Origin of the sequence: Shewanella zhangzhouensis, from assembly GCF_019457615.1 — a bacterium.
Lineage (GTDB): Bacteria > Pseudomonadota > Gammaproteobacteria > Enterobacterales > Shewanellaceae > Shewanella > Shewanella zhangzhouensis.
Genome location: NZ_CP080414.1, coordinates 4477501 through 4503826, shown reverse-complemented (window position 1 = coordinate 4503826; position 26326 = coordinate 4477501). Strand labels below are relative to the sequence as shown.

The 26326-nt window shown below is 52.1% G+C and carries 25 protein-coding genes and 1 pseudogene (1 of these 26 cut by a window edge); 22 read left to right on the top strand and 4 right to left on the bottom strand.

The features are described from left to right. Positions 1 to 846: an S-formylglutathione hydrolase gene (gene fghA / locus K0H63_RS19955; RefSeq protein ID WP_220066196.1), complete on the top strand. Its 846-nt coding sequence runs from the start codon at positions 1 to 3 to the stop codon at positions 844 to 846. Here the strand turns inward: fghA and K0H63_RS19950 are convergent. Continuing rightward, a complete protein-coding gene (locus tag K0H63_RS19950; RefSeq protein WP_220066195.1) occupies positions 797 to 1711 on the bottom strand; it encodes an endonuclease/exonuclease/phosphatase family protein in 915 nt (304 codons plus the stop codon). The genes fghA and K0H63_RS19950 overlap by 50 nt on opposite strands. A 146-nt stretch (positions 1712 to 1857) precedes the next feature. Between K0H63_RS19950 and mioC the strand changes: the two genes are divergently transcribed. The 20 genes and pseudogenes from mioC (at position 1858) to K0H63_RS19855 (ending at position 23964) form a co-directional block, all read left to right on the top strand. Further along, positions 1858 to 2298: an FMN-binding protein MioC gene (gene mioC / locus K0H63_RS19945; protein ID WP_220066194.1), complete on the top strand. Its 441-nt coding sequence runs from the start codon at positions 1858 to 1860 to the stop codon at positions 2296 to 2298. Positions 2299 to 2743: 445 nt separating this feature from the next. Then, entirely contained in the window at positions 2744 to 4633 is a 1890-nt protein-coding gene (gene mnmG, locus K0H63_RS19940) for a tRNA uridine-5-carboxymethylaminomethyl(34) synthesis enzyme MnmG (protein WP_220066193.1), read from the top strand. A 101-nt stretch (positions 4634 to 4734) separates the two neighbouring features. Beyond that, positions 4735 to 5355, top strand: coding sequence for a 16S rRNA (guanine(527)-N(7))-methyltransferase RsmG (rsmG, locus tag K0H63_RS19935; protein ID WP_220066192.1), 621 nt, complete (start codon positions 4735 to 4737; stop codon positions 5353 to 5355). A 90-nt stretch (positions 5356 to 5445) separates the two neighbouring features. Then, positions 5446 to 6234 (top strand): ParA family protein, encoded by a 789-nt coding sequence (locus K0H63_RS19930; protein ID WP_011761759.1) that lies wholly within the window; start codon positions 5446 to 5448, stop codon positions 6232 to 6234. A gap of 9 nt (positions 6235 to 6243) precedes the next feature. Further along, positions 6244 to 7122: a ParB/RepB/Spo0J family partition protein gene (locus K0H63_RS19925; protein WP_011761758.1), complete on the top strand. Its 879-nt coding sequence runs from the start codon at positions 6244 to 6246 to the stop codon at positions 7120 to 7122. 224 nt (positions 7123 to 7346) lie between these two features. Then, complete coding sequence (locus tag K0H63_RS19920) at positions 7347 to 7730, top strand: ATP synthase subunit I (protein ID WP_011761757.1); 384 nt, start codon at positions 7347 to 7349, stop codon at positions 7728 to 7730. 13 nt (positions 7731 to 7743) lie between these two features. Further along, positions 7744 to 8538, top strand: coding sequence for a F0F1 ATP synthase subunit A (gene atpB / locus K0H63_RS19915; RefSeq protein ID WP_011761756.1), 795 nt, complete (start codon positions 7744 to 7746; stop codon positions 8536 to 8538). Between the two features lie 67 nt (positions 8539 to 8605). Further along, entirely contained in the window at positions 8606 to 8857 is a 252-nt protein-coding gene (gene atpE / locus K0H63_RS19910; protein ID WP_011761755.1) for a F0F1 ATP synthase subunit C, read from the top strand. 39 nt (positions 8858 to 8896) lie between these two features. Next, positions 8897 to 9367 (top strand): F0F1 ATP synthase subunit B, encoded by a 471-nt coding sequence (gene atpF / locus K0H63_RS19905; protein WP_011761754.1) that lies wholly within the window; start codon positions 8897 to 8899, stop codon positions 9365 to 9367. Positions 9368 to 9382: 15 nt separating this feature from the next. Beyond that, positions 9383 to 9916: a F0F1 ATP synthase subunit delta gene (gene atpH / locus K0H63_RS19900; RefSeq protein WP_011761753.1), complete on the top strand. Its 534-nt coding sequence runs from the start codon at positions 9383 to 9385 to the stop codon at positions 9914 to 9916. 14 nt (positions 9917 to 9930) lie between these two features. Beyond that, positions 9931 to 11472 carry a F0F1 ATP synthase subunit alpha gene (gene atpA, locus K0H63_RS19895; RefSeq protein ID WP_220066191.1) on the top strand — a complete coding sequence of 514 codons (1542 nt, stop codon included), beginning with the start codon at positions 9931 to 9933 and terminating at the stop codon, positions 11470 to 11472. A gap of 50 nt (positions 11473 to 11522) precedes the next feature. Next, on the top strand, positions 11523 to 12383 hold the full coding sequence (gene atpG, locus K0H63_RS19890; protein WP_011761751.1) for a F0F1 ATP synthase subunit gamma: 861 nt from the start codon (positions 11523 to 11525) through the stop codon (positions 12381 to 12383). 37 nt (positions 12384 to 12420) lie between these two features. Next, positions 12421 to 13809 carry a F0F1 ATP synthase subunit beta gene (gene atpD, locus K0H63_RS19885; RefSeq protein ID WP_011761750.1) on the top strand — a complete coding sequence of 463 codons (1389 nt, stop codon included), beginning with the start codon at positions 12421 to 12423 and terminating at the stop codon, positions 13807 to 13809. Between the two features lie 35 nt (positions 13810 to 13844). Then, positions 13845 to 14270, top strand: a complete 426-nt coding sequence (locus K0H63_RS19880) for a F0F1 ATP synthase subunit epsilon (RefSeq protein WP_011761749.1) — start codon at positions 13845 to 13847, stop codon at positions 14268 to 14270. Between the two features lie 135 nt (positions 14271 to 14405). Further along, positions 14406 to 15770: a bifunctional UDP-N-acetylglucosamine diphosphorylase/glucosamine-1-phosphate N-acetyltransferase GlmU gene (glmU, locus tag K0H63_RS19875; RefSeq protein ID WP_220066190.1), complete on the top strand. Its 1365-nt coding sequence runs from the start codon at positions 14406 to 14408 to the stop codon at positions 15768 to 15770. Between the two features lie 180 nt (positions 15771 to 15950). Next, the gene (locus K0H63_RS19870) at positions 15951 to 18044 is read left to right on the top strand and encodes a TonB-dependent receptor (protein WP_220066189.1); all 2094 of its coding nucleotides are present in this window, start codon (positions 15951 to 15953) and stop codon (positions 18042 to 18044) included. A gap of 143 nt (positions 18045 to 18187) precedes the next feature. Then, complete coding sequence (locus tag K0H63_RS19865) at positions 18188 to 18952, top strand: DeoR/GlpR family DNA-binding transcription regulator (RefSeq protein WP_220066188.1); 765 nt, start codon at positions 18188 to 18190, stop codon at positions 18950 to 18952. A gap of 32 nt (positions 18953 to 18984) precedes the next feature. Continuing rightward, a complete protein-coding gene (gene glmS / locus K0H63_RS19860) occupies positions 18985 to 20814 on the top strand; it encodes a glutamine--fructose-6-phosphate transaminase (isomerizing) (protein WP_220066187.1) in 1830 nt (609 codons plus the stop codon). Between the two features lie 1246 nt (positions 20815 to 22060). Next, positions 22061 to 22178 (top strand): annotated as a pseudogene (locus K0H63_RS20160) (alpha-amylase family glycosyl hydrolase); the annotation flags it as partial. Positions 22179 to 22530: 352 nt separating this feature from the next. Continuing rightward, the gene (locus tag K0H63_RS19855) at positions 22531 to 23964 is read left to right on the top strand and encodes a DUF1996 domain-containing protein (RefSeq protein WP_258405621.1); all 1434 of its coding nucleotides are present in this window, start codon (positions 22531 to 22533) and stop codon (positions 23962 to 23964) included. 32 nt (positions 23965 to 23996) lie between these two features. Here the strand turns inward: K0H63_RS19855 and K0H63_RS19850 are convergent, their stop codons facing one another. The 3 genes from K0H63_RS19850 to K0H63_RS19840 all read right to left on the bottom strand — a co-directional run bounded on the left by K0H63_RS19850 (position 23997) and on the right by K0H63_RS19840 (position 25703). After that, a complete protein-coding gene (locus tag K0H63_RS19850; protein ID WP_220066185.1) occupies positions 23997 to 24194 on the bottom strand; it encodes a DUF2061 domain-containing protein in 198 nt (65 codons plus the stop codon). A 153-nt stretch (positions 24195 to 24347) separates the two neighbouring features. Next, positions 24348 to 25250, bottom strand: a complete 903-nt coding sequence (locus tag K0H63_RS19845) for a 1,4-dihydroxy-2-naphthoyl-CoA synthase (protein WP_220066184.1) — start codon at positions 25248 to 25250, stop codon at positions 24348 to 24350. A 102-nt stretch (positions 25251 to 25352) separates the two neighbouring features. Continuing rightward, positions 25353 to 25703 carry a hypothetical protein gene (locus tag K0H63_RS19840; protein WP_220066183.1) on the bottom strand — a complete coding sequence of 117 codons (351 nt, stop codon included), beginning with the start codon at positions 25701 to 25703 and terminating at the stop codon, positions 25353 to 25355. An 89-nt stretch (positions 25704 to 25792) separates the two neighbouring features. Here K0H63_RS19840 and ccoG point away from each other — a divergent pair, with 89 nt between their 5' ends. Continuing rightward, on the top strand, positions 25793 to 26326 hold the beginning of the coding sequence (gene ccoG / locus K0H63_RS19835; protein ID WP_220066182.1) for a cytochrome c oxidase accessory protein CcoG. The gene runs 891 nt beyond the window's last position; only the first 534 of its 1425 coding nucleotides appear in the window; its start codon is at positions 25793 to 25795; its stop codon lies off the right edge, out of view.

Here is a 26326-nt window from a genome sequence, read left to right as displayed (position 1 = left end):
ATGACACTGGAACTAATCAGTGCCAATCGCAGTTTTGATGGCTGGCACAAGCAATACAGTCATCAATCCAGCAGCCTGGATTGCAAGATGCGCTTTGCGATTTTTCTGCCTCCCCAGGCCGAAACCCAAAGCGTACCTGTGCTTTATTGGCTATCAGGCCTCACCTGCAGCGATGAAAACTTTATGCAGAAGGCAGGCGCACAGCGGCTGGCCGCGACGCTCGGGCTTGCTATTGTTGCCATGGACACCAGCCCTCGGGGCGAAGGTGTGGCCGACGATCCCGATGGCGCCTGGGACTTTGGCCTGGGGGCAGGTTTTTATCTCAATGCCACCGAAGCGCCATGGAGTAAGCACTACCGCATGTACGATTATGTGGTGAAAGAGCTGCCGAAGCTGATTGAAACCAATTTTCCGGTCAGCAGCAAACGCAGCATTGCCGGCCACTCCATGGGCGGCCACGGCGCCCTGACCATAGCGCTGAAAAACCCGGGTCGCTATGCCAGCGTGTCTGCGTTCAGCCCTATTTGTAATCCCAGCCAAAGCCCCTGGGGGCAAAAGGCCTTTGGCAATTACCTGGGCAAAGACCGGGAAAGCTGGCGCGAATACGACAGCTGTGAATTGATTGGCCGTGGCGCCGAACCTATCCCCATGCTGGTGGATCAGGGCGATGCCGACAGCTTTTTAGAAACTGAACTCATGCCACAACGGCTGCAACGTGCCGCTGACAGTGCCGACTTTCCACTGAATCTGCGGATGCAGCCTGGCTACGATCACAGCTATTACTTTATCGCGAGCTTTATTGATGAACACCTGGAGTTTCACCATCACTGGTTGACCCGGGGCTAAGTTCGAACTGCACCATCAGGGGCGCATGATCCGACACATTTGTTGTGGGTGATTGCGCCTTTTTCAGATGTAAGCCTCGGTAAAATACCCAATCAAGCGGCGTACCAAAAACTCTGATCCGCTCATCAGGCTCAAAGCGCACTACCTTAAGCCCCAGTGGTTCGATGAGTTTTTCGAGCTTTTTGCTTCTGCGCTCTCCCCAACTGTTAAAGTCGCCCGCCAGGATCACGGGCCCTTGATGTTGCTTCACCAAGCGTAAAAGCGGCGCCAATTGGTCTTCCCACTCCTGCAAATTGGGATCGAAGTTGATCCCGTGGAGATTAACCGCCAGCAAGGTCTCACCATTACTCAGGGCATAAAAACCGTAAAGCGCCGCTTTGGGAAGTCGGATCCAGGGCTCTACCTTTAACAGGCCGCAACCCTCGAGCGGAGGGCGGCGCGCGGCCAGCATCACACCATAATCCAGCCCCTGAAAGCGAAAAGCGGGCATCATACTCCAACTGAACTGATGATTTTCAAGTGCAGCGCTGAAATCCGTACTGAGTTCGACCTCCTGCAGTAACAGCAGCTGCCATTGTTCTCCCTGTGTCCACAGCGCTTTAGGCCACTCACCATCGCTTTGTTTGTGAATATTCCAAACCAGCAAGGCAATAACGCCGTGCTCGTCAATGACGTTGTCATCCAACGCCGTTGCTGAATCATCAAGGTGAAAACAGCGCCCCTGGTGGGAGAGCACCGTAGCGCTATTGCCCAGAACCACCCGAGGTACTTCCGGGATCGTCACCAGCACTGTCATCAGCAAACCGATTAACAGGGCAATGAGGGCGGCACTCAACCAGATGACTACTTTCTGCTTGTTGGTCATAGCGATGTGTTTGCCCCTTGGCCGTAATCCAGTGACTGCACCATGCTAGCACAGCAGCTACAGACTTGAGATCCGTTCCACCGCCCCTGGCTTTGGGCTACCATGACGCCAATCTTCAAGCATTTTTCTCTTCAACGGATGTAGCGATGGCAAAAATTGAAATCCTGATTGGCACTACCCTGGGTGGCAGTGAATACGTGGCAGATGAGTTGGCAGCGGTACTCGGTGACGCAGGGCACGAATGTTGCTCCCATTTGGATCCATCGCTGGATTCGCTGGATACCTCGGCTCTGTGGTTATTGGTATCTGCGACTCATGGTGCAGGCGATCTGCCCGATAATCTGCAGCCATTTGCCAAATCTTTGATGCTGACGATGCCGGATTTGAGCACGGTACAGTTCGCACTCTGCGCCATTGGCGACTCCAGCTACGATACCTTTTGTGAGGGTCCGGAACAGCTTGTTCAATTATTGAGCGACGCCGGTGCAAAACCTTTTGTGGATAAGATCCGGATCGATGTACAAGCCGATCCCGTGCCCGAAGAGCCAGCCATTCAATGGTTGCAACAATGGATTGGTAAACTCTGAGATCGCATACCCAAGGTTATCCTCAGTCACCCACAACTTAGATCATTCTTATCCACAAAACCTGTTATTTAATAATAAATTTGTGGATAAGATATGATTTAGATCTGATCTACCGTTGCATTACTCAAACCTCTACCAGGTCAAAGATCCACCCTGTGGATAAAATGCCGATCTATCCCCACCTTTTCTCAGGGTAGATCGCCTTGAGATCACAGGATCAGATTTCACTTATCCCATGTTTTAAAAGGATTTTTACCCTTACCCACAGAAAAGTGCGATCCTAATAAGAGATAACAATAAAGAGATCTATATAAAGATCTTAAGATCTATAAGCCGATCCCCTTTGGATCTTTACATGCAAACAGATCGTTCAACTCTGTCTCTGGCAATGCTAAAATACCCGGCTCGTTGTGCGATCTTTGTTTTCTCGCTTTAAGGTAGTGTCATGCAATTTCATGAACGGTTTGATGTGATAGTTGTAGGTGGCGGCCATGCCGGTACCGAAGCCGCCTTGGCTGCAGCCCGTATGGGATGCAAGACACTGCTGCTCACCCACAATGTCGATACCCTGGGTCAGATGTCCTGCAACCCTGCCATTGGCGGTATTGGTAAAGGGCATCTGGTAAAAGAGATAGATGCTCTGGGTGGTGCAATGGCGATCGCCACTGATTTCTCGGGGATCCAATTCCGTACCCTGAATTCCAGTAAAGGCCCAGCGGTCAGAGCGACCCGCGCTCAGGCAGACAGAGCCCTCTACAAAGCCAAAATCCTGAGTATTCTGCAGGAGCAGCCTAACCTGCGGATTTTCCAGCAAGCCGTAGATGATTTGGTGGTGGAGAATGGCCGGGTTATCGGCGCTGTTACCCAAATGGGACTGGCCTTTGAAGCCCCTGCCGTGGTGCTGACTGCCGGTACCTTCCTGGGAGGCAAAATCCACATAGGTCTGGAAAATTACAGCGGCGGCCGCGCCGGTGATCAACCAGCCATTGCCCTCGCCCATCGATTACGGGATCTGCCACTGCGCGTAGGACGTCTGAAAACCGGCACGCCTCCCCGTATTGATGCCAGAACCATTGATTTTTCAGTGATGACTGAGCAAAAAGGCGATTCGCCCTTGCCTGTGATGTCTTTTATCGGTGAGCTGAGCCAGCATCCAGAGCAGATCTCTTGCTATATCACGCACACCAACGAACGCACCCACGACATCATTCGTGGTGGATTGGACCGCAGTCCCATGTATTCAGGGGTGATTGAGGGTATTGGCCCCCGTTATTGCCCGTCCATTGAAGACAAAATTCATCGTTTTGCCGATAAAAGCTCGCATCAGATCTTTATCGAGCCCGAAGGCCTGACGACCACCGAAATTTACCCGAACGGTATATCGACCAGCTTGCCATTTGACGTGCAAATTCAATTGGTTCGCTCTATTCGAGGCATGGAACAGGCTGAAATTGTTCGCCCTGGTTATGCCATTGAATATGACTACTTCGATCCAAGAGATCTGAAAAACTCATTGGAAACCAAAGTTATCGACGGTTTGTTCTTTGCCGGACAGATCAACGGCACCACAGGTTACGAAGAAGCCGGAGCTCAGGGGCTCTTGGCCGGTCTCAACGCCGCACTGCAGGTACAGGGCAAAGAAGCCTGGGCACCACGCCGCGATCAGGCTTATCTGGGTGTGCTGGTGGACGATCTTTCCACTTTGGGTACCAAAGAGCCCTACCGTATGTTCACCAGCCGCGCCGAATACCGTTTGCTGCTGCGTGAAGACAATGCCGATTTGCGTCTCACCGAAAAAGGTCGTGAACTGGGCCTGGTTGATGACTTCCGCTGGCAAAAATTCAGTGAAAAACGCGAGTCCATCGAGCTTGAGCAACAGCGTTTGCGCAGCCAGTGGGTACATGTGAATTCACCTCAGGTGGCCCAGCTCAATGAAGTGCTCAGTGCCCCACTGACCCGCGAAGCGTCGCTGGAAGATCTGCTGCGCCGACCTGAGATTGAATACGACACCCTGATGAAGGTTGACGGATTCGGCCCTGGGCTTGCCGATCCTTTGGCTGCGGAACAGGTGCAGATTCAGGTTAAATACGCAGGTTACATCCAGCGTCAGCAGGATGAAATCGCCAAGGCGGAGCGGAACGAAAACACCCGCTTACCGCTGGATCTGGACTACAGCGAAGTGCCGGGTCTGTCCAACGAAGTAACGGCCAAGCTCAACGCCCACAAACCAGAGACCATAGGTCAGGCCTCGCGCATCTCAGGTGTGACCCCTGCAGCCGTATCCATTCTGCTGGTTCACCTTAAAAAACGTGGATTGCTGAGAAAGAGCGCTTAAGCTCGCACCACTCGCGTGCAAGGGAGGCCTCCGGGCTTCCCTTCACTTTTTCTGGGCCTCATAATAGCCCTCCAAGACAGTTGTACCGACGGAGATAGCAAGTGTTAGCCGAAAAACTCAGTCAGGATCTCGCCAAAGCGGGCCTGCAAGTCGATGCCCAGCAGCAACAGCAATTACTTGCCTTTGTGGAGCTGCTCGACAAGTGGAACAAGGCCTACAACCTGACGTCGGTGCGGGAACCGGCGCAAATGCTGACCCGCCATATTCTCGATAGCCTGGTGGTATCACCTCATCTGGTGGGTAAGCGGTTTATCGATGTGGGGACTGGCCCCGGTTTGCCGGGGATTCCGCTGGCCATCATCAATCCCGACAAAGAGTTTGTTTTGCTCGATAGCCTGGGTAAACGCATTCGCTTCCAAAAGCAGGTGGCAGTGGAGCTTGGGCTGAAAAACATCAGCTCGGTGGAAAGCCGGGTCGAGCTGTATCAACCCGAGCAGGGATTCGATGGAGTGCTGAGCCGCGCTTTTGCCTCTGTGGGGGACATGCTCAGTTGGTGCCATCATTTGCCAGCCGAAAATGGCAGTTTTTATGCCCTCAAGGGCCAGCTTGGTGATGAAGAGATGGCCGGGATCCCCGAAGGCTTTAAGTTGATTGAAACCATCAGGCTCACAGTCCCCGGGCTGGATGAGCAAAGGCATCTGCTGAAATTGGTCAAAGCGTGACCCTCTGCCTTGCAATTGGCAGCAACATCAAGCAACTTGTCCAAGGCGTTATGTCTTGGTTGAACGACAGAATAACAACAGGGTGAAATTGTGGGGAAAGTCATTGCTGTAGCCAACCAGAAAGGTGGCGTAGGAAAAACAACTACTTGCATTAACCTGGCGGCTTCGCTTGCAGCAACCCGGCGCAAGGTGCTGCTGATAGACCTGGATCCCCAGGGTAATGCCACCATGGGCAGTGGTGTCGATAAGTACGAGGTAGAAAATACCGCGTATGAGCTTCTCGTGGAGGAAAAGCCGTTTGCCGATGTGGTGGTGAAAGATACCCAGGGCAAATACGATCTCATTGCCGCCAATGGTGATGTGACGGCCGCCGAAATTAAGCTGATGGAATTCTTCGCCCGTGAAGTGCGTCTGCGCAACGCATTGGCCCCTATCCGCGATCAGTATGATTTTATCTTTATCGACTGCCCGCCTTCTCTGAACATGTTGACCGTGAACGCCATGTCCGCTGCCGACTCAGTGTTGGTGCCCATGCAATGTGAGTATTTTGCGCTGGAAGGTCTCACTGCCCTTATCGATACCATAGGCAAGCTGGCCTCCATGGTGAATCCGGGACTTGGCATCGAAGGAATTTTGCGTACCATGTACGATCCTCGCAATCGATTGGCCAATGATGTGTCCGATCAGCTCAAGCAGCATTTTGGCGAGAAAGTTTACCGGACTGTGATCCCCCGTAATATCCGTCTGGCCGAGGCCCCGAGTTTTGGCGCGCCTGCCATGTATTACGATAAATCCAGTGCCGGCGCCAAGGCCTACCTGGCCCTGGCCGGAGAGATTATTCGCCGGGGTGAGCAAACCCAGGCTAAAAAGCAGGCGTAAGGATTAGCAATGACTTTGAAAAAACGGGGCTTGGGTAAGGGACTGGATGCACTGCTGAGCACCAGCCATGCCGCCAGTAGAAAACTGGAACAGGAAGCTGCCCGGGCCGACAAACAGGACGACCTGGTACACCTGGATGTGGATTTGCTGCAACCCGGCAAGTACCAGCCCCGTAAGGATATGTCACCAGAGGCGTTGGAAGAACTGGCCGAGTCTATTCGGGCTCAGGGCATTATTCAGCCCATAGTGGTGCGCAAGGTCGCCGAACAAAAGTACGAAATCATTGCCGGTGAACGTCGCTGGCGTGCCTCACAGCTGGCCAAGCTTGAAAAGGTCCCCTGTATCATCAAACAGGTGCCTGACGAGTCAGCGGTGGCCATTGCCCTGATTGAAAACATTCAGCGTGAAGATCTCAATGCCATGGAAGAAGCCATCGCCTTGCATCGTCTGCTGGAAGAATTTGAACTCACCCACCAGCAGGTGGCCGATGCCGTGGGTAAATCCCGCACTACAGTCACTAATCTGCTGCGTCTCAACAGTCTGAATGAACCCGTTAAGCGTTTGCTTGAATATGGCGATATCGACATGGGCCACGCCCGTGCACTGCTTGCCGTAGAGGGTGAAGAACAGACAAATCTGGCACGTTTAGTTGCCGCCAAAGAGCTCACCGTTCGGGAAACTGAACGATTAATTAATAGAACCTTAAATCCCGCTAAAGAAGCAGAAAAACCGGTAAAAGATCACGATGTAAGCCGTCTGGAGCAGCAGTTGATTGAAAAGCTGGGCGCCAAGGTTTCCATTGCTCACGGCAGTAAGGGCAAGGGAAAAATTGTAATTAACTACCAAAATCTCGCTGAATTAGACGGTATTCTCAGTAAAATCCGCTGATTCCGGGCAGTTAACAGAGTTTCATGTAAATTTGTGACGAATGTTAATCTTTGCTTTTTGAATCTTTGGTCGTAGAACCATTGAAAAGTGGCGATTTTACGCATCTCAAAGTTGCATTGAAGGCCCGAAAAGGTATACTTTCGCAAGCTTTTTGTACTGTGACTTTTTACGGCATTTTGTTGTCCGGTCACAGAAACAAAAAGTCCGAATGCGGAGAATGAGAATTGAGCAAGGTTTTGGCGCGTCGTGGCCGGTGGTCTGCCTATAAATTGGTGTTGATGCAGGCGGCGATAGCCGGGGGTGCGTCAGTTCTCTTCTTCGTCGTCTGGGGAGCGCAATACGGGGTATCGGCTTTAGCCGGTGCTGCGATAGCTGTGCTCCCTAATTTTGTATTCGCAACCCTCGCTTTTTCCCATTCGGGAGCAAGTGCAGCAGGGAAGGTACTGAAAACCTTCTACTGGGGGGAAGCGGTAAAGTTGCTGTTAACCATTGCCCTGTTTTCGTTGGTGTTTATCAATTTGAAAATCGTCTTTATGCCGCTTTTCGTTTGCTACTCACTGGCACTCCTGGTGCATTGGACAGCGCCTTTATACTTCAAGCAAAAGTAAAGTGGGATGAATCATGGCTGCAACTGGTGAAGCGTTAACACCGCAGGGCTATATCCAGCATCACCTGACCAACCTTTCCGTTGGTGAAGGATTCTGGACATGGCATATTGATTCGTTGCTCTTTTCGGTTGGTCTTGGTGTTCTGTTCCTGTGGATTTTCCGTAGCGTTGGCAAGAAAGCGACTACTGGCGTTCCCGGCAAGCTTCAGTGCTTTGTCGAGATGATCGTCGAGTTCGTTGACAACAGCGTGAAAGAAACCTTCCACGGCCGCAATGCCCTGATCGCTCCTCTCGCTCTGACCATCTTCGTTTGGGTTTTCATGATGAACTTCATGGACATGGTGCCAGTTGACTGGCTGCCACACACCGCCGCTATGCTGGGTGTGCCTTACCTGAAAGTGGTTCCGACGACTGACCTGAACATCACCTTCAGCCTCGCGCTGGGTGTGTTTTTGCTGATTATCTATTACAGCATCAAGGTCAAGGGAGTGTCTGGCTTCGTGAAAGAACTGACACTGCAGCCCTTTAACCACTGGGCAATGATACCCGTCAACCTCCTGCTGGAATCAGTTACCCTGATCGCCAAGCCAATCTCATTGGCTCTGCGTCTATTCGGTAACCTGTATGCGGGTGAGTTGATCTTCATCCTTATTGCGCTGATGTATGGTGCCAACTGGCTGATCGCCTCTCTGGGTGTAACCCTGCAACTGGGTTGGTTGATCTTCCACATTCTGGTTATCACACTGCAAGCGTTTATCTTCATGATGCTGACGATTGTTTACCTCAGCATGGCACATGAAGATCATTAAGGATTGCTGAAGAAATTTTTTTAAACTAAATCATCAACTAATTTAGATTTAGATACTGGAGATACAGATGGAAACTATTCTGGGCTTTACTGCAATCGCTGTTGCTCTGCTGATTGGTATGGGTGCACTGGGTACCGCTATCGGTTTCGGTCTTCTGGGTGGCAAGTTCCTGGAAGGCGCTGCTCGTCAACCAGAAATGGCTCCTATGCTGCAGGTTAAGATGTTCATCGTGGCTGGTCTGCTCGACGCCGTAACCATGATCGGTGTGGGTATCGCTCTGTACATGCTGTTCACCAACCCACTGGGCGCAATGCTGTAAAAAAACCGCTTCTGTCTTAACTCAAAATAGGAGGCTGTTGTGAATATCAACGCTACCCTAATCGGTCAGACGGTCGCCTTTATTATCTTCGTGTGGTTCTGCATGAAGTATGTTTGGCCTCCTTTGATGAATGCCATCGAAGAACGCCAAAAGAGGATTGCTGACGGTCTCGCAAACGCTGACCGCGCCGCAAAAGACCTGGAGCTCGCTCAGGCCAAGGCCACCGAGCAGCTCAAAGAAGCCAAAGCTACAGCCAATGAAATCATCGAGTCTGCCAACAAGCGCAAGGCTCAGATCGTTGAAGAAGCAAAAGCCGAGGCTGACGCTGAGCGTGCACGTATCATCGCTCAGGGCAAAGCTGAAATTGAAGCTGAACGCAATCGCGTGAAAGAGGAACTGCGTAAGCAGGTTGCTACTCTGGCCCTTGCCGGTGCTGAGAAGATCCTCGAACGTTCGATTGATGCAGCCGCACACAGTGACATAGTTGAAAAGCTTGTCGCTGAAATTTGATAAGGGAGAAGGGGTATGGCTGAGTTAACCACCATTGCTCGCCCTTATGCAAAGGCAGCTTTTGATTTTGCCGTTGAAAAACAAGCCGTGGACAGCTGGGCCGAAATGCTCGGTTTTGCTGCGCTGGTAAGTGAAAACGAAACCATGCGCCCACTGCTCGCTGGCTCTATGGCCAGTAGCGCGCTCGCCAAACTCTTTATTGATGTTTGTGGTGAGCAGCTCAACGAGCACGGTCAAAACCTGATCAAGGTGATGGCTGAAAACGGTCGTTTGGAAGTACTGCCTGCTGTGGCTCAGCTGTTTGCTGAGTACCGTTTGGAATGGGCCAAGGAAGTAGAAGCCGATGTGGTTTCTGCCACCGAGCTTTCCGACGCACAACAACAGCAGATTGGTGTTTCCCTAGAGAAACGTCTCGCACGCAAAGTTAAGCTGAATTGCAGCGTAGATGCCGGCCTGATCGCCGGTGTAATTATCAAGGCAGGGGACCTCGTTATCGATGGTTCTGTGAGCGGCAAACTGGCCCGCCTGTCTGATAAGCTGCAATCGTAATTGGGAGTTTGAGCATGCAACTGAATTCCACTGAAATCAGCGATCTGATTAAGCAGCGGATCGAGCAGTTCGACGTAGTCAGCGAAGCCCGTAACGAAGGTACTATCGTTGCGGTAAGCGATGGCATCATCCGCGTACACGGCCTGGCCGATGTAATGCAGGGTGAGATGATCGAACTGCCTGGCAACCGTTATGCAATCGCGTTGAACCTTGAGCGCGACTCTGTCGGTGCTGTAGTAATGGGTCCTTATGCCGATCTGGCTGAGGGCGTAAAAGTTAAAACCACTGGCCGTATTCTGGAAGTTCCAGTTGGCCGCGGCCTGCTTGGCCGTGTGGTAAACACTCTGGGTGAGCCAATCGACGGCAAGGGCCCCATCGACAACGATGGTTTTGCTCCTGTTGAAGTGATTGCTCCAGGTGTAATTGACCGTAAATCAGTTTCTCAGCCAGTTCAGACTGGTTACAAAGCCGTTGACTCCATGATCCCAATCGGTCGTGGCCAGCGTGAGCTGATCATCGGTGACCGTCAGACTGGTAAAACTGCGATGGCTATCGACGCCATCATCAACCAGCGCGATTCTGGCATCAAGTGTGTGTACGTGGCTGTAGGCCAGAAGGCTTCTACCATCGCCAACGTAGTACGCAAGCTGGAAGAGCACGGTGCTTTGGCTAACACTGTTGTGGTTGTTGCTTCTGCTTCAGAAGCGGCTGCTCTGCAGTTCCTGGCGCCATACTCTGGTTGTACCATGGGTGAATACTTCCGTGACCGCGGTGAAGATGCCCTGATCGTATACGATGACCTGTCTAAGCAGGCCGTTGCTTACCGTCAGATCTCCCTGCTGCTGCGTCGTCCACCAGGACGTGAAGCTTACCCAGGTGACGTATTCTATTTGCACTCTCGTCTGCTGGAACGTGCTTCCCGCGTGAACGAAGAGTACGTTGAGAAGTTCACCAAGGGCGCCGTGACTGGCCAGACCGGTTCTTTGACCGCTCTGCCTATCATCGAAACCCAAGCCGGTGACGTATCTGCGTTCGTACCGACCAACGTAATTTCTATTACCGATGGTCAGATCTTCCTGGAAACCAACCTGTTTAACTCTGGCCTGCGTCCAGCGGTTAACCCAGGTATTTCGGTATCCCGTGTAGGTGGTGCCGCCCAGACCAAGATCATCAAGAAACTGTCCGGTGGTATCCGTACCGCGCTGGCACAGTATCGTGAGCTTGCTGCGTTCTCTCAGTTTGCATCTGACCTTGACGATGCAACTCGTGCCCAGTTGGAGCACGGTGAGCGTGTTACCGAACTGATGAAGCAGAAGCAATATGCCCCAATGAGCGTAGCCGAACAGGCTGTGGTGATCTTCGCCGCAGAAAAAGGCTTCCTGAAGGGTATTGCTCTGAAGAAAGTTGGTGATTTCGAAGCCGCTCTGCTCGCATTCATGAACGCCGAGCATGCCAACCTGATGAAGCTTATCAACGATACCGGCGACTATAACGCCGAAATCGAAGCTGAGCTGAAGGCTGGTCTCGACAAGTTCGTGGCAACCCAAACCTGGTAAAAATCGTCGAGGTGTCATAAGGCACCTCAGGTCCAGATTGGAGAGTAGAGATGGCCGGCGCAAAAGAGATTAAAACCAAGATCGCGAGTGTGAAGAACACTCAGAAGATCACTTCCGCCATGGAAATGGTGGCAGCCAGCAAAATGCGCAGAGCGCAGGACCGCATGACTGCCAGCCGTCCATACGCGGAAAGCATGCGTAAGGTGATCGGTCACGTTGCCCAGGGTTCTCTCGAGTACAAACACCCCTATTTAGAGGTGAGAGAGGCCAAGCGCGTCGGCTACATTGTTGTAGCATCCGACCGCGGTCTTTGTGGTGGTTTGAACGTCAACCTGTTCAAAAAGGTTGTGTCAGACGTGAAGAACTGGAAAGCCCAGGGTGTTGAGGTAGAGTTCTGCCCCATCGGTGCCCGCAGTGTGCAGTTCTTCAAAGCTTTTGGCGGAAAGGTACAGGCCCATGCTTCAGGCCTCGGTGATGCTCCCAAGCTCGCCGACCTGATCGGTACTGTGCGCGTTATGCTGCAAGCTTACAACGAAGGCAAACTGGATCGTCTGTACGTGGTATTCAACAAGTTTGTGAACACCATGACCCAGACCCCCGTGATCGAGCAGCTGCTGCCTTTGCCTAAATCCGAAGATGATGAGATTGCTCATCACTGGGACTACATCTACGAGCAGGATCCGAAAGACCTTCTGGATACTCTGCTGGTGCGTTATGTGGAGTCTCAGGTGTACCAGGGTGTTGTGGAAAACATCGCGTCTGAACAGGCTGCCCGTATGGTGGCGATGAAGGCTGCGACTGACAACGCCGGTACGCTGATCGATGACCTGCAACTGGTTTACAACAAGGCCCGTCAGGCTGCGATTACGCAGGAACTGTCGGAAATTGTTTCCGGTGCAGCAGCGGTTTAAGGCTTAGGTAACGAATACAAGTTTTAGAGGATTAATCATGAGCACAGGTACTGTTGTCCAAGTAATTGGCGCGGTTGTGGACGTAGAGTTTCCACAGCATGCCGTACCTCAGGTATATGACGCTCTGAAGATCACAGGTGAAGGTACCTGTAACGGCCTGGTGCTGGAAGTTCAGCAGCAGCTCGGTGGCGGTGTGGTTCGTACCATCGCCATGGGTTCTTCCGACGGTCTGCGTCGTGGTATCGAGGTTGAAAACACTGGTTCCGCTATTGCCGTTCCTGTTGGTAAGGCCACTCTCGGTCGTATCATGAACGTGCTGGGCGAGCCTGTGGATGAAGCGGGTCCTATCGGTGAAGAAGATCGTTATGTTATTCACCGTGCCGCTCCTTCCTATGAAGAGCAGTCAAACACGACTGAACTGCTGGAAACCGGTATCAAGGTAATCGACCTGGTATGTCCATTCGCTAAGGGTGGTAAAGTAGGTCTGTTCGGTGGTGCGGGCGTTGGTAAGACAGTTAACATGATGGAACTGATCAACAACATCGCCAAGGCCCACTCTGGTCTGTCAGTATTCGCTGGTGTAGGTGAGCGTACCCGTGAAGGTAACGACTTCTACTACGAAATGATGGAATCAGGCGTACTGGACAAGGTAGCCATGGTGTACGGTCAGATGAACGAGCCACCAGGAAACCGTCTGCGTGTGGCCCTGACCGGTCTGACCATGGCCGAGAAGTTCCGTGACGAGGGTAAAGACGTACTGTTGTTCGTAGACAACATCTACCGTTATACCCTGGCTGGTACCGAAGTATCAGCACTGCTGGGCCGTATGCCATCAGCCGTAGGTTATCAGCCTACTCTGGCTGAGGAGATGGGTGTACTCCAGGAGCGTATTACTTCTACCAAGACTGGTTCTATTACCTCCGTACAGGCGGTATACGTACCAGCGGACGACTTGACCGACCCAAGCCCAGCCACCACCTTCGCCCACTTGGATGCGACCGTGGTACTGTCTCGTCAAATCGCTTCTCTGGGTATCTACCCAGCGGTTGACCCACTGGATTCCACCTCTCGTCAGTTGGATCCTCTGGTAGTTGGCCAAGAGCACTATGACGTGGCTAACGGCGTTCAAAACGTTCTGCAGCGCTACAAAGAGCTGAAAGACATCATCGCCATCCTGGGTATGGACGAACTGTCAGACGACGATAAGATGACAGTATCCCGCGCCCGTAAGATTGAGCGTTTCCTGTCTCAGCCTTTCCACGTAGCGGAAGTATTTACCGGTTCTCCTGGTAAGTACGTGCCTCTGAAAGACACTATCCGTGGCTTCAAGGGCATTCTGGAAGGTGAGTTCGACCACGTTCCAGAGCAAGCGTTCTACATGGTTGGCTCTGTCGACGAAGCCGTTGAGAAAGCCAACAAGAAGTAATTCGGGCCCTGCCTGAGTCTTAAATGGAGAACGCTATGGCCATGACAGTACATCTTGATATCGTAAGTGCAGAAACTCGCATTTTTTCCGGTCTGGTAGAACACCTGCAAGTGACCGGTGGCGAGGGTGAGCTGGGCATCATGCCTGGTCACGCCCCTCTGCTGACTTTTATCAAACCTGGCATGGTGCGCATCGTTAAGCAGCACGGTAAAGAAGAGGTCTTCTACCTGTCCGGCGGTTTGCTGGAAGTACAAGCCAATTCTGTGTCTGTGCTGGCTGATGTGGCTTTGCGTGCCAAAGACATTGATGAGCAGGCGGCTCTGGAAGCCAAACGTCGCGCCGAGGCCCATATGGCCGAAGCCGGTGCCGATTTCAACTATGCCGCGGCAGCCATCGAGCTGGCCAAGGCCGTAGCTCAGCTGCGTGTGGTTGAAACCATCAAGAAGAACATTGCCAGATAAGGTGAATGTGTCCCAAAAAAGGCGCCCCAGGGCGCCTTTTTTATTGGCAAAAATAAGGCGCTCAGTTCAGCGCTGCGCTGAATTTTAGTCGGCATTCGGGTACACTTGCGCGAGATTAAAAATAAGGGACCTCCTATGTCACTCAATGTTGTCATTCTTGCCGCCGGAAAAGGCACCCGCATGCGCTCAGACCTGCCCAAAGTGCTGCACAGCGTCGCCCACAAGCCCATGGTTCAGCACGTGATAGACACGGCCCACGAACTCAATGCCGATAAGATTAATCTGGTGTATGGTTACGGCGGCGACCTGCTGAAGAACAAACTGGGTGAGCAGCCGCTGAATTTCGTGCTGCAGGCCGAGCAGCTGGGTACTGGCCACGCGGTGGCGCAGGCGATTGACCACATTAATGACGAGGATACAGTGCTGGTGCTTTACGGCGATGTGCCGCTCACCCGCAAGGAAACCCTCGAAGCCCTGCTGGCTGCCCGTCAACCCGACGGCGTGGCCGTGCTGACCGTACATCTGGATAACCCCACCGGCTATGGCCGCATAGTGCGGGAAGGCGGCAAAGTCGTCGGTATCATCGAGCAAAAGGATGCCAGCCCAGAGCAGCTCAAGATAAATGAAATCAACAGCGGCATCATGGCGCTGCCGGGCAAGCGGTTAAAAAGTTGGCTTGGTCGCCTCGAGAACAACAACGCCCAGGGCGAGTTCTACCTCACTGACGTTATCGCCATGGCCCACGCCGATGGTGTGGCCATTGATACCGCTCACCCCACCAATCCCATTGAAACCGAAGGCGCCAATAACCGGGTGCAGCTGGCGGCATTGGAGCGTGCCTATCAGGCCCGCCGCGCCGAAGAGCTGATGCTTAATGGTGCCAACCTGCGTGACCCGGCCCGTATCGATATTCGCGGTGACGTGACTGTGGGCATGGACGTGATGATTGATGTAAACGTGATTTTTGAAGGCAAGGTTAAGCTTGGTAATAATGTCACCATTGGTGCCGGTGCTATCTTGATTGACTGTGAGATTGCCGACAACGCCGACATCAAACCCTACACTATCATCGAAGGTGCCAAACTGGGCGATAGCGCCAGTGCGGGCCCGTTCGCCCGTCTGCGCCCCGGCGCTGAGCTGCACAAAGACGCCCACATTGGCAACTTTGTCGAAATGAAGAAAGCCGTACTCGGTGAAGGCTCCAAAGCCGGGCACCTGGCGTACCTCGGTGATGCCGAAATTGGCAAAGGCGTAAACATAGGCGCCGGTACCATCACCTGTAACTACGATGGCGCCAACAAACACCTCACCGTGATTGAAGACGATGTCTTTGTTGGCAGCGATACCCAGCTGGTGGCGCCAGTAGTCATCCGTAAAGGTGCTACCCTGGGCGCCGGTTCTACCGTGACCCACGAAGTGGGCGAAAACGAGCTGGTTATCACCCGGGTAAAGCAGCGCCATATTCAGGGCTGGCAGCGTCCGGTGAAAAAGCCAAAGTAATCCACTTCTCATTGAAAAGCGGCGCATTTGCGCCGCTTTTTTGTTTTCACACCAATGCTTTTGTGAGCGCCTTCACCTGCAATTGTAAATTACCGTAAAGAAAATCAAATAAGAACCATTCTCAATTATAGTGCTGCCAGTTTCGTAATACTTTTTGACAGAGTTGGTAAAGAGGTAGGCATGTCACTCAAATTCTCCACCCTGAGCCTGGCCGTCGTGGCTGCGCTGCAATCCCCGCTGGCACTTGCCGATGACGCATCCCATGGCGACATGGAGCGTATCGAAGTTAAAGGCCGCAGCTTTAACGAATACAAGGTCGGTGCTGCCAATGGCGCGATGCGCGGCGATATGTCATTGCTGGAGACGCCACAGTCAGTGAGTGTGATCCCGGACTTCGTAACAGACGAGCAGCTGGCCACCAACCTTGCTGAAGTGCTGGTGAACGACTCTTCCATTACAGCGGGAACTCAGCGCTGGAACCGTCAGGTGTTTTCACTGCGCGGGTTTGAGCTGGACTCGGGCTCTGGCTACCTCGCCAATGGTCATCAATTGTTTGCCCACTATGTGCTGCCGATAGAAATCTTAAGCCAGGTGGAAGTATTAAAAGGCCCCTCGTCCATGCTCTATGGCCAGTCTGGCCCCGGTGGTCTGGTCAACATGGTGACCAAGAAGCCTACTTTTGATCGCCTGTTCGAACTGGGCTTTGATACCGACGAAGAAGGCTCGACCCGTTTCCAGCTGGATGCAGGTGGTGCGCTGACTGATTCTCTGCGTTACCGTGCTGTGGCCGTGAAACAGGACACGGAGTACTGGCGCAGCTATTCACCTCTGGCCGGGGAGTCGGCCGGGCAGCAGGAGCGGGACCGCTGGCTGGGCTTTATCGCCCTGGACTATGACATTACCGACAACCTGTTGCTGTCGCTGCGTTACGATCGTACCGAAGACAAGGCCGGTATCGATATTGGTGGTTGGCTTGATGCAGACGGAAATCTTATCGGCAGCCGGGAGCAAATCTGGGATATGCCCTGGGCATTTACCGACAACAGCATTACCAATCTGGGCGCCGATTTGGCTTGGCAGTTAAGTGATAACTGGAAGCTTAAGGTTGGCTACAACGACCAGCAGTTCAATCGGCAGCGCTTTGACTCGGCCCCACGTTACAATACCGACGCCATGAGCACCGGGTACCAGATAAGCCCATTCGACCGTTTCGACGACTGGAGCCACAAGACGGCCTATGTGGACCTAAATGGTGAGTTTGAGCTGGCGGGGATGGAGCACAAGCTACTGCTTGGCGCAAACAAGCTCGATTACGGCTACGCCCAATTGAGATCATCCGGTGCGCGGCAAAATGTCATGCCCGGTGTGGCTGTGCCCCGTCCCGACATTTCCTATAAGGATGACACCAGTTGGTCCACCAGCGGTTATGAGTTCTACGGTGTCTATCTGCAAGACCTTATCAGTATCAACGACCAGTGGAAGGTATTGGCCGGTGTACGTTTCGATGAGCAAAAGGAAGACTCAGGCAACGATAATGCCGTATCACCCAAATTTGGCCTGATCTGGCAGCCGCAGCAGGACTTGAGCCTGTACGCCAACTACTCCAGGAGTTTTGTCCCCCAGGGTAAGGTCAATGATGAGAATGACCTGAGCAATGACATGGAGCTGGATCCTGAATTTGGTACCCAATATGAACTGGGTGCCAAGTGGGAACTGATGAATGGCGGTCTGCTGCTGACCGGCGCCCTGTTCGATATCGAAATCGATAACCGTATTGTGGTGCATACCCTGGATGTGCCCGTGGGCGATATCACCAGGGTCACCCGTCAGGATGGGATTCAGCATCATAAAGGGATGGAGCTGGGTGCCCAGGGGCAGGTCAGTGACAGCCTGTTTTTAACCGCCTCCATGATGTATTTGGATGCCGAGTACAAAACCGCCGACAGCCTGAATGGCAAGACACCTATCGATGCCCCGGAGTGGTCGGCGAATATCTGGAGCCGCTACGAAGTAACGGATAACTTTGCGGTTAACCTGGGCGCTGTTTATGTGGGTGAACGTTTTGCCGATACCCCAAACAGCATCAGCAAAGATGGTTATGTGCGTTTCGATATGGGCGCCGCTTATACCTTCGATATCGGCGGCAGTGAAATCGGCATTCGTGCCAACGTGCGCAACCTGTTTGATACCGAGTACCTGGACGGCGGTAACTACCAGATGGTCACCCTGGGACAGGGACGCCACTTCAGCCTGGCTTTGAACGCCAAGTTCTAATCTTTCCCGGGCATTCCACCCAAACATCCAAGGCAGCCACAAGGCTGCCTTTTGTTTTCACGGTCTAAATTTCGCTCTTGGTTATTTTGTTTCGTTTTAATATAATCTATCTTTCGATTCGAAAGTTAAGTTGAAAGTAACGGATGACCAAACGCAATACTCAGCAGCGCCGTCGCAGCATTATCGAACTTCTGAATGCTCAGGGTGAGGTGAATGTGGACCAATTGGCGAGCGAGTTTGCCACCTCCGAGGTGACCATTCGCAAGGATTTGGCCGAGCTTGAGAAAGCGGGCCTGCTGTTTCGCCGTTATGGTGGCGCCGTGCCCTTGCCCCAGGAGCTGAATGCCCAGGCAGTGGCCATCTCCCCGGTAAAGCTCGCCATAGCCAAAGAGGCCGCCAAACTCATCCGCGACCACAACCGCATCATCATCGATTATGGCAGCACCACCCTGGGGCTTATCCCCGAACTTGCCCATCGCCGTGGGCTGGTGGTGATGACCAATTCGCTGCAGCTGGCCAATGCCATCCATGAACTGGAGCAGGAACCAACACTTCTGATGACCGGTGGCACCTGGGATCCGCATTCCGAAAGCTTTCAGGGGCTGGTGGCCGAACAGGTGCTGCGCTCTTACGACTTCGATCAACTCTTTATCGGTGCCGATGGTATAGACCTCAGCCGCGGCACCACCACCTTCAACGAACTCGTTGGCCTGTCACGTGTGATGGCCGAGGTGTCGCGGGAGGTGATTGTCATGCTGGAGTCCGACAAGATAGGCCGACGCATTCCCAATCTCGAGCTGCCCTGGAGTCAGGTCAGTGCAGTGGTCACAGACAACAGATTGCCCAAAGAGGCAGTGGCCACCATAGAGGCCCATGGGGTGAAGGTGTATCTGGCGGATGTTCAGTAATTAGTTTTTATAGACCTTACGGAAATACAAGCATGTGTGGAATCGTTGGCGCCGTGGCGCAAAGGGACGTGGCCGAAATTTTGCTCGAGGGCCTGCGTCGTCTGGAATATCGTGGTTATGACTCTGCCGGTATGGCGGTGATCCAGAATGCCGAAATGAACCGTACCCGCCGGGTGGGTAAGGTACAGGAGCTGGCCGACGCACTGGCCGAAGCACCGCTTACCGGTGGTACAGGCATAGCCCATACCCGCTGGGCCACCCATGGTGAGCCGAGTGAGCGTAACGCGCACCCGCACCAGTCCGAGGGCGATATCGCGGTGGTGCACAACGGCATTATCGAAAACCACGCCAAGCTGCGTGAGCGCTTGAAGGGGCTGGGGTATCAGTTCAACTCAGATACCGACACCGAAGTGATTTGTCACCTGGTGCATCATGAGCTGAAAAACGCCGAGTCGCTGCTGACCGCAGTTCAGGCCACGGTGAAGCAGCTCGAAGGCGCTTACGGTACCGTAGTGATTGACCGCCGTGACCCTGAGCGTCTGGTTGTGGCCCGCAGTGGCAGCCCGCTGGTGATTGGTTTCGGTCTGGGTGAAAACTTTGTCGCCTCTGATCAGTTGGCATTGCTGCCTGTAACCCGCACCTTCGCTTTCCTTGAAGAAGGTGATGTGGCCGAAGTGACCCGCCGTAACGTGCGCATCTTCGATGTGGATGGCAATGAGGTAGAGCGTGAAGCCAAAGAGTCTGAAGTCACCCACGATGCCGGCGACAAGGGCGAATACCGCCACTATATGCTCAAGGAAATCTATGAACAGCCACGTGCTCTGGCCCGTACCCTGGAAGGCCGCATCGCCAACATGCAGGTGCTGGACAGTGCATTTGGTGACAAAGCAGCCGACCTCTTGAAAGACATCAAACACGTGCAGATCATCGCCTGTGGTACCAGCTACCACGCGGGCATGGCCGCCCGTTACTGGCTGGAGCAATGGGCCGGGGTGTCCTGTAACGTGGAAATCGCTTCCGAATTCCGTTATCGCAAGTCGCACCTGTTCCCCAACAGCCTGCTGGTGACCATTTCTCAGTCCGGCGAGACCGCCGATACCCTGGCGGCGCTGCGTCTGGCCAAAGAAATGGGCTATCAGGCCACCCTGACCATCTGTAATGCCCCCGGTTCATCCCTGGTACGCGAATCTGACATGGCTTACATGATGAAAGCGGGCGCTGAAATCGGTGTGGCCTCCACCAAGGCCTTTACCGTGCAACTGGCTGGCCTCCTGATGCTGACCGCAGTGATTGGTCGCAACAACGGCATGTCTGCCGAGCTGCAATCATCTTTAACCCAAAGCCTGCAATCACTGCCCGCCAAGGTTGAGCAGGCACTGGGCCTGGACGATGCTATTGCTTCATTGGCCGAAGACTTTGCCGACAAGCATCATGCGCTGTTCCTCGGACGTGGCGATCAGTACCCCATCGCCATGGAAGGGGCACTCAAGCTCAAGGAAATCTCTTACATCCACGCCGAGGCTTATGCGTCTGGTGAACTCAAACACGGCCCTCTAGCACTGATCGACGCCGATATGCCGGTGATTGTGGTCGCGCCCAATAACGAGCTGCTCGAAAAGCTGAAATCCAACGTGGAAGAAGTCCGTGCCCGTGGCGGCCTGATGTATGTGTTTGCCGACAAGGATGCCGAGTTTGCCTCGGACGACACCATGAAGGTGATCCCGGTGCCTCACTGTGATGAGTTTATGGCGCCGCTCATTTACACCATTCCGCTGCAGCTACTGTCGTACCACGTGGCCTTGATTAAAGGCACGGATGTGGACCAGCCACGTAACCTGGCCAAGTCTGTAACGGTGGAATAAACTGCGGTTTAGCCTGAAAGCCTCTGTGGGAGAGGAATAAAGTTTCATACTGAGCAATAAAGATTCATACTATGTAATAAAGTTGCATACTGATGCGTAAATCGAAAAGCCGACAGCATGTCGGCTTTTTTTTCCAAATTGTGCAACTCCATGTTTCAGGTCGCTATACGAAGATCTCACACTTCGGACTTATCCACACCTTTCCTTAGGGCAAAACATGTAGTCCAACAATAATCACTCCAATACAGATCATTAATGAACTTATCAATATTAGTAATATTTCTGTGGATGAGCTAAGAGCCTTAATATCATTAAGCTCATTGTGTGAAAATACTTCTTTTGCTAGAGACACCAAGCCATAAGCAAAGCAAAGAGTTAAACCGAAAGAAATCCATAACCCCAAAGAAAGCAAACTTAACAAACTTTTTGAATGTGAATCACATGGTAAACTTTCATAAATTATACTGTTTGTCATGATGTGAGCATAAAAAAGTAAGGAAAGTGTTAGTATCGGAAAGATTGACTCTTTAACAAGTCTTTTAAACATATTTATTACCTACTTTGCACAGTAACTACAGATGTAGTTTATATTAAATGGCCGCAAAAGCTGTCGGTTAAGTGCGGTCGTTCTTTTAGGTTAAATATATCTATCGAGTTAAATATATCTCGATCCTACACTACAAAATACAACATAATAAAAGCGTAAACTATTAGTCCGCTGCTTACAATTAATAATGCGCAGCTTGCAATTAGATAGATTATTGGTCCAAATGCATTAAGTCTGTATATGTTTTGAAATTTTTCACGAAATCGGTATTTTAGGTAAAGCTTTGTCATTAAATACAAAGTTGAAATAATTCCGATTAAAATGAAAGATAATCCTATTAAAAGCCCAATACTTATTCCAGTTTGGAAATGGCTATTCGCAAGCAAAACTACACTGAATGAGCACGTTCCAATAAGTGCAAGAATCAGCAGTGTGTACGTGAAAACTTTCTTAAATTCCTGCCTCACGCTTTCATTCCTTATAATTCATCCATGCACCAAAGGCCGCACCTGCTATGCCGTATACGCCGCCATATGGGTTGAACTTTGCCAATGATGCGGTAACCAATCCCAACACACTACCACTAATTATTTTTTCGCAACAGGTTCAATAAAAATAGCGGACAGCCAGATCTTTTTGATGTTTCGCATACCCTCGACTAGTCTTTGAAGCCGCTCTTCTTGCCTGTCGAGGTCTGCCATGACCACCGCTCGCCACCAGTTGATAGATGCTGAAAGCCCTCCCCCCTTATTACCATGTGATTAATCGTTGCGTCAGACGGGCGTTCTTGTGTGGTGAAGATGCGCTGTCCAGGCGCAGATGAGGAATTTAACTTTTACTTAACCTTTGCACTCTGCTGACGTTGCTTTACATCGGCGTTCATACACTGACTACCATGTGGCTTATGCGGAGGTAGAGACGATGAATCGCATGGGATTAATTGCGTTGGCGATAGTGCCAATTATCATGCTTGCTGGCTGTACCCATCATCATGGGGGCCCCTCGAAAGGAGGGCGTCAAGGCGCGCTGCAAATTCACGGTACAGACGCTGAGCACCATTCGGCACAAATCCTGATTGTGAATGCCCGCCCTAATCCAAAAGCGCTTTGCCGTCAGCATGGCAATCACTGGCATTGTGCGAGGTAATGATATTGTGCGAGGTAATGATGATGAAACCGAACAAGTGTGTGGCGCTGGCATGGATGATTATTGTGGCTGGCTGCGGTGGCAGCGACGGTAGTGGAGGGGAGCCTGAGCAACCTGTGTTGGCACTTAAACCAGCCATACCCAGCTTCAGTGTTAAACCCGACGCAATCATTTACGAACCATACACCCACATAGAATTCAGTGCCGATTTGGGCTCGTCCTATGAATGCCAACTCGATAGCGGTGACAAGAGTGGTGATATTACCGATTGTTCCAGCCCTATGGTGCTGTTGCCGCTGGCGGCAGACCAGCATCGCTTCAGAGTTTGGGCGGTGGCGGACAATGGTGCCCGCAGTGATCCGGCAGAGCTTGCGTGGCAGGTTGCCAGCACCTTTGGGGCGCAAGGCAGCGTCCATAGTGATCTTATCAAAACCAGCGTTATGCCCTCGAAGGCTGATCCGGCAAGCTGGCGTGGCATCTTCAGGATTAACTGTGATTTTGCCCATTCCAGTTACCATGACCCCATCGTTTACCCCGGGCAGGCCAATGCGGCGCATTTACACCGTTTTTATGGCAATACTCTGGTTGATGAAACAACTGATATCGACTCCTTGTTTACCGAAGGTGAATCCAGCTGCCAGGGCAATACGTTAAACCGATCTGCCTATTGGGTGCCTGCCTTATTGGCACCCGAATATGATCCAGCGACTGGAGAAGCCCTTTATGATGAACAGGGTGAGCTGCGCTGGCGTGTTGTGCCTGCTGTGGTGGGAAATGATGAGCAAGCCCATGAAATCTTTTACTACTCTGCTGGGGTAGACGATTTAGCGGCGATTCAGTCCATTCCTGTGGGGATGAAAGTCATAGCCGGCAATGCCAAGGCTGGTCCCGGCGCTGAGCAGGATACCGCCATTGTGCGCTGGCACTGCCAATCATGGGCGTCATCTGATGCCAATAACCCCCGTTGGAGCAGCACAATTCCTGAATGTGTTGCCCCAGACAGACTGCGGATGGACGTGTTTTTCCCCAGCTGTTGGAACGGTACAGATTTGGATTCTGCCGATCATCAAAGCCACTTGGCCTACCCACAGCGGGGCAGTGGTACTCAGGGGATTATTTGTCCGGCAACGCATCCTGTGCCCATTATCAGAGTGAGTTTTCACTATGCATTCGGGGTGACGCCGGATGTGTATGAGCCTCAATCCAAAAGTAGCCGTGGATGGCGTTTGGCTTCTGACATGTATGAAGTAACGCAGGACTCGCCCGGTGGCATGTCGCTGCATGCGGACTGGATGAATGGCTGGCACCCGGAGGTACTGCAAACCGTGCTGGACCTATGTATTGGTGAGGGATTGGATTGCCATGATGGCAATCTGGCCAATGGCTTTCGCCTGACGGGAACCCGCCCAGGTAGTCAGACTGAGCCGCCGGTCATCAATATGGGGATGGGCTATTAGACATTGTGCTAAACGCTACTCACCTTAAGGGATCAGGCGAGTAGCTGAGGCAACTGCTTTTTTGCCTCTATCCGTTTCCAGACTTTTTCGTGGAAGTAAAACACCACGGTATTTATGGTTGGCTCAATCAGGGCCACGGCGCCACCGATAAGCAGGCTGCCGGTGAGCAAATACGTGATGCTGAAGGCCACACCAAAGTGCAGCATGGCAAAGGTCATGGTCTTGAGCATGGTGGTGTCCCCCATTGATTAATTAACCAAGATGATAATAGTTATCAGTTGCAAGTAAAGTTAATTTGATCAATAGCGGCAAACGAGACAATCGATTAACCAAAAAGACGCAGCACCTGGCTGCGTCTTTTGCTGGTGGAATGCAAGCTTAGGTCAGTAGTGCCAGGGGAACTTGCTGTAATCTTGATCGCGCTTTTCCAAAAAGGCATCGCGGCCTTCACGTGCTTCATCCGTGCCATAGGCAAGGCGGGTGGCTTCACCGGCAAACAGTTGCTGGCCAACCAGGCCATCGTCCGGCAGGTTAAAGCCGTATTTAAGCATACGCATGGCGGTGGGGGATTTGGAATTGATCTCTTTGGCCCAGCGTAAGGCTTCGGTTTCCAGCTCGGCATGGGGAATACTGCGATTGACCATGCCCATAGCGGCTGCTTCATCGGCACTATAGTTAAAGCCGAGGAAGAAGATTTCCCGCGCCCGCTTTTGTCCTACCATCTTGGCGAGATAGGCACTGCCGTAGCCGGAGTCGAAACTGGCCACATCCGGGTCGGTTTGTTTAAATACCGCGTGTTCCTTTGAGGCCAAAGTCAGGTCGCACACCACATGCAGACTGTGACCACCACCCACGGCCCAACCGGGGACCACGGCTATTACTACCTTGGGCATAAAGCGGATGAGTCGCTGCACTTCCAGAATATGTAACCTGCCCATGCGGGCCACATCGGCCTTGCCTGTTTCTTCGCCTTCGTATTTGTAGCCGTCTTTACCGCGAATGCGCTGGTCGCCACCGGAGGAAAATGAATATTGTCCTTTGGCAGAGGGGCCGTTGCCGGTCAGCAGTACACAGCCAACGTCGGGCCATTGGCGGGCGTGGTCCAGGGCGGTATAGAGTTCATCAACGGTTTTGGGGCGAAAGGCGTTGAGGCAGTCAGGACGGTTAAAAGCGATGCGTACCGTGCCCTGATCCTTGGCCCTGTGGTAGGTGATGTCGTCGAATGCAAAACCTGGTACTTCTGTCCAGAGATCTGGATCAAAATTATCAGAAACTTTTTTGGTCATGACTGAGCCTGCCTATGTTCAGATTAGTTGCCACAGGCTAGGCTCAAGTTGGTTTAGGGTCAATGCTTTAAGGTAAAAGCCATGGGCTGGCCGACAAAAGCATTAAAGATTGTCGCAAATAAACTGCAGGTTTTCTTTGTCGAAAACCGGATGGCTCACGCCACTTTTTTCACAGTAGTTATCTTTAAAATCCATCACACTGTTTTTATCGGTCAGCACAGCATCAAATTCTGAAAGCTCCGCCGCCGTGAGTCGTTCGCCTATTTCTGCCTTGAGTTTCTGCAACCTACCGTCAACACGAATGATTTGTGTGCCGGTCAAAGAATCGAGCTTTCGCTCAATTTTCTTCAGCACCATCTGAGTTTCAGCGATAGGTTCGTCCAGTTTGTCGGTTTCGGTATAGAGGTAATACAAACCGCCGGCGATCAATGCCAAGATTATCCAGCCTCTCATCTTTTGGTCCAATCGAGTGAATGTACTTTAGTAATAAGGCTATAATAAGCCACTTTTCGAGCAACATTAAAGCGGTAAAAGGTTGTCAGATGAACGCAGATTCGAATAAAAAGGACTACTCGAAAGCCGAGCGGATTAAAATCCACCAACCAGATGCCAGCAAGGCAGACAGATTTAACCCCCGTAACCGAATTTATGTCCGTGCCGTTGATGGTTTATGGAGTAAAGTGCGTCGCCGCATGGGCTGGGTGGCCATGTTGTTCTTCCTGTTATTGCCATGGCTCCCATGGGGTGATAGGCAAGCTGTGTGGTTTAACCTGGCGGAGCAAAAGTTTCATGTCTTTGGCCTGACAATTTGGCCTCAGGATCTGACCCTGCTGGCTGCACTCTTTATGATTGCGGCCTTTGCCCTGTTTTTTGTGACCACTTATCTTGGGCGCGTTTGGTGTGGCTATACCTGCCCACAAACCGTCTGGACCTTTATCTTTATCTGGTTTGAAGAAAAACTCGAAGGCCCCCGCAATAAGCGAATCAAGATGGATCAAATGCCATGGGACTTTGACAAGGTCTGGCGCAAAACAGCCAAGCACGGTGCCTGGCTGCTGATATCTTTCCTTACCGCA

Coding starts and splice junctions, on each gene's coding strand:
- fghA (WP_220066196.1), top strand. CDS start 1: ATGACACTGGAACTAATCAGTGCCAATCGCAGTTTTGATGGCTGGCAC.
- K0H63_RS19950 (WP_220066195.1), bottom strand. CDS start 1,711: ATGACCAACAAGCAGAAAGTAGTCATCTGGTTGAGTGCCGCCCTCATT.
- mioC (WP_220066194.1), top strand. CDS start 1,858: ATGGCAAAAATTGAAATCCTGATTGGCACTACCCTGGGTGGCAGTGAA.
- mnmG (WP_220066193.1), top strand. CDS start 2,744: ATGCAATTTCATGAACGGTTTGATGTGATAGTTGTAGGTGGCGGCCAT.
- K0H63_RS19925 (WP_011761758.1), top strand. CDS start 6,244: ATGACTTTGAAAAAACGGGGCTTGGGTAAGGGACTGGATGCACTGCTG.
- atpB (WP_011761756.1), top strand. CDS start 7,744: ATGGCTGCAACTGGTGAAGCGTTAACACCGCAGGGCTATATCCAGCAT.
- atpE (WP_011761755.1), top strand. CDS start 8,606: ATGGAAACTATTCTGGGCTTTACTGCAATCGCTGTTGCTCTGCTGATT.
- atpH (WP_011761753.1), top strand. CDS start 9,383: ATGGCTGAGTTAACCACCATTGCTCGCCCTTATGCAAAGGCAGCTTTT.
- atpA (WP_220066191.1), top strand. CDS start 9,931: ATGCAACTGAATTCCACTGAAATCAGCGATCTGATTAAGCAGCGGATC.
- atpG (WP_011761751.1), top strand. CDS start 11,523: ATGGCCGGCGCAAAAGAGATTAAAACCAAGATCGCGAGTGTGAAGAAC.
- atpD (WP_011761750.1), top strand. CDS start 12,421: ATGAGCACAGGTACTGTTGTCCAAGTAATTGGCGCGGTTGTGGACGTA.
- K0H63_RS19880 (WP_011761749.1), top strand. CDS start 13,845: ATGGCCATGACAGTACATCTTGATATCGTAAGTGCAGAAACTCGCATT.
- glmU (WP_220066190.1), top strand. CDS start 14,406: ATGTCACTCAATGTTGTCATTCTTGCCGCCGGAAAAGGCACCCGCATG.
- K0H63_RS19870 (WP_220066189.1), top strand. CDS start 15,951: ATGTCACTCAAATTCTCCACCCTGAGCCTGGCCGTCGTGGCTGCGCTG.
- K0H63_RS19865 (WP_220066188.1), top strand. CDS start 18,188: ATGACCAAACGCAATACTCAGCAGCGCCGTCGCAGCATTATCGAACTT.
- glmS (WP_220066187.1), top strand. CDS start 18,985: ATGTGTGGAATCGTTGGCGCCGTGGCGCAAAGGGACGTGGCCGAAATT.
- K0H63_RS19855 (WP_258405621.1), top strand. CDS start 22,531: ATGAAACCGAACAAGTGTGTGGCGCTGGCATGGATGATTATTGTGGCT.
- K0H63_RS19850 (WP_220066185.1), bottom strand. CDS start 24,194: ATGCTCAAGACCATGACCTTTGCCATGCTGCACTTTGGTGTGGCCTTC.
- K0H63_RS19845 (WP_220066184.1), bottom strand. CDS start 25,250: ATGACCAAAAAAGTTTCTGATAATTTTGATCCAGATCTCTGGACAGAA.
- K0H63_RS19840 (WP_220066183.1), bottom strand. CDS start 25,703: ATGAGAGGCTGGATAATCTTGGCATTGATCGCCGGCGGTTTGTATTAC.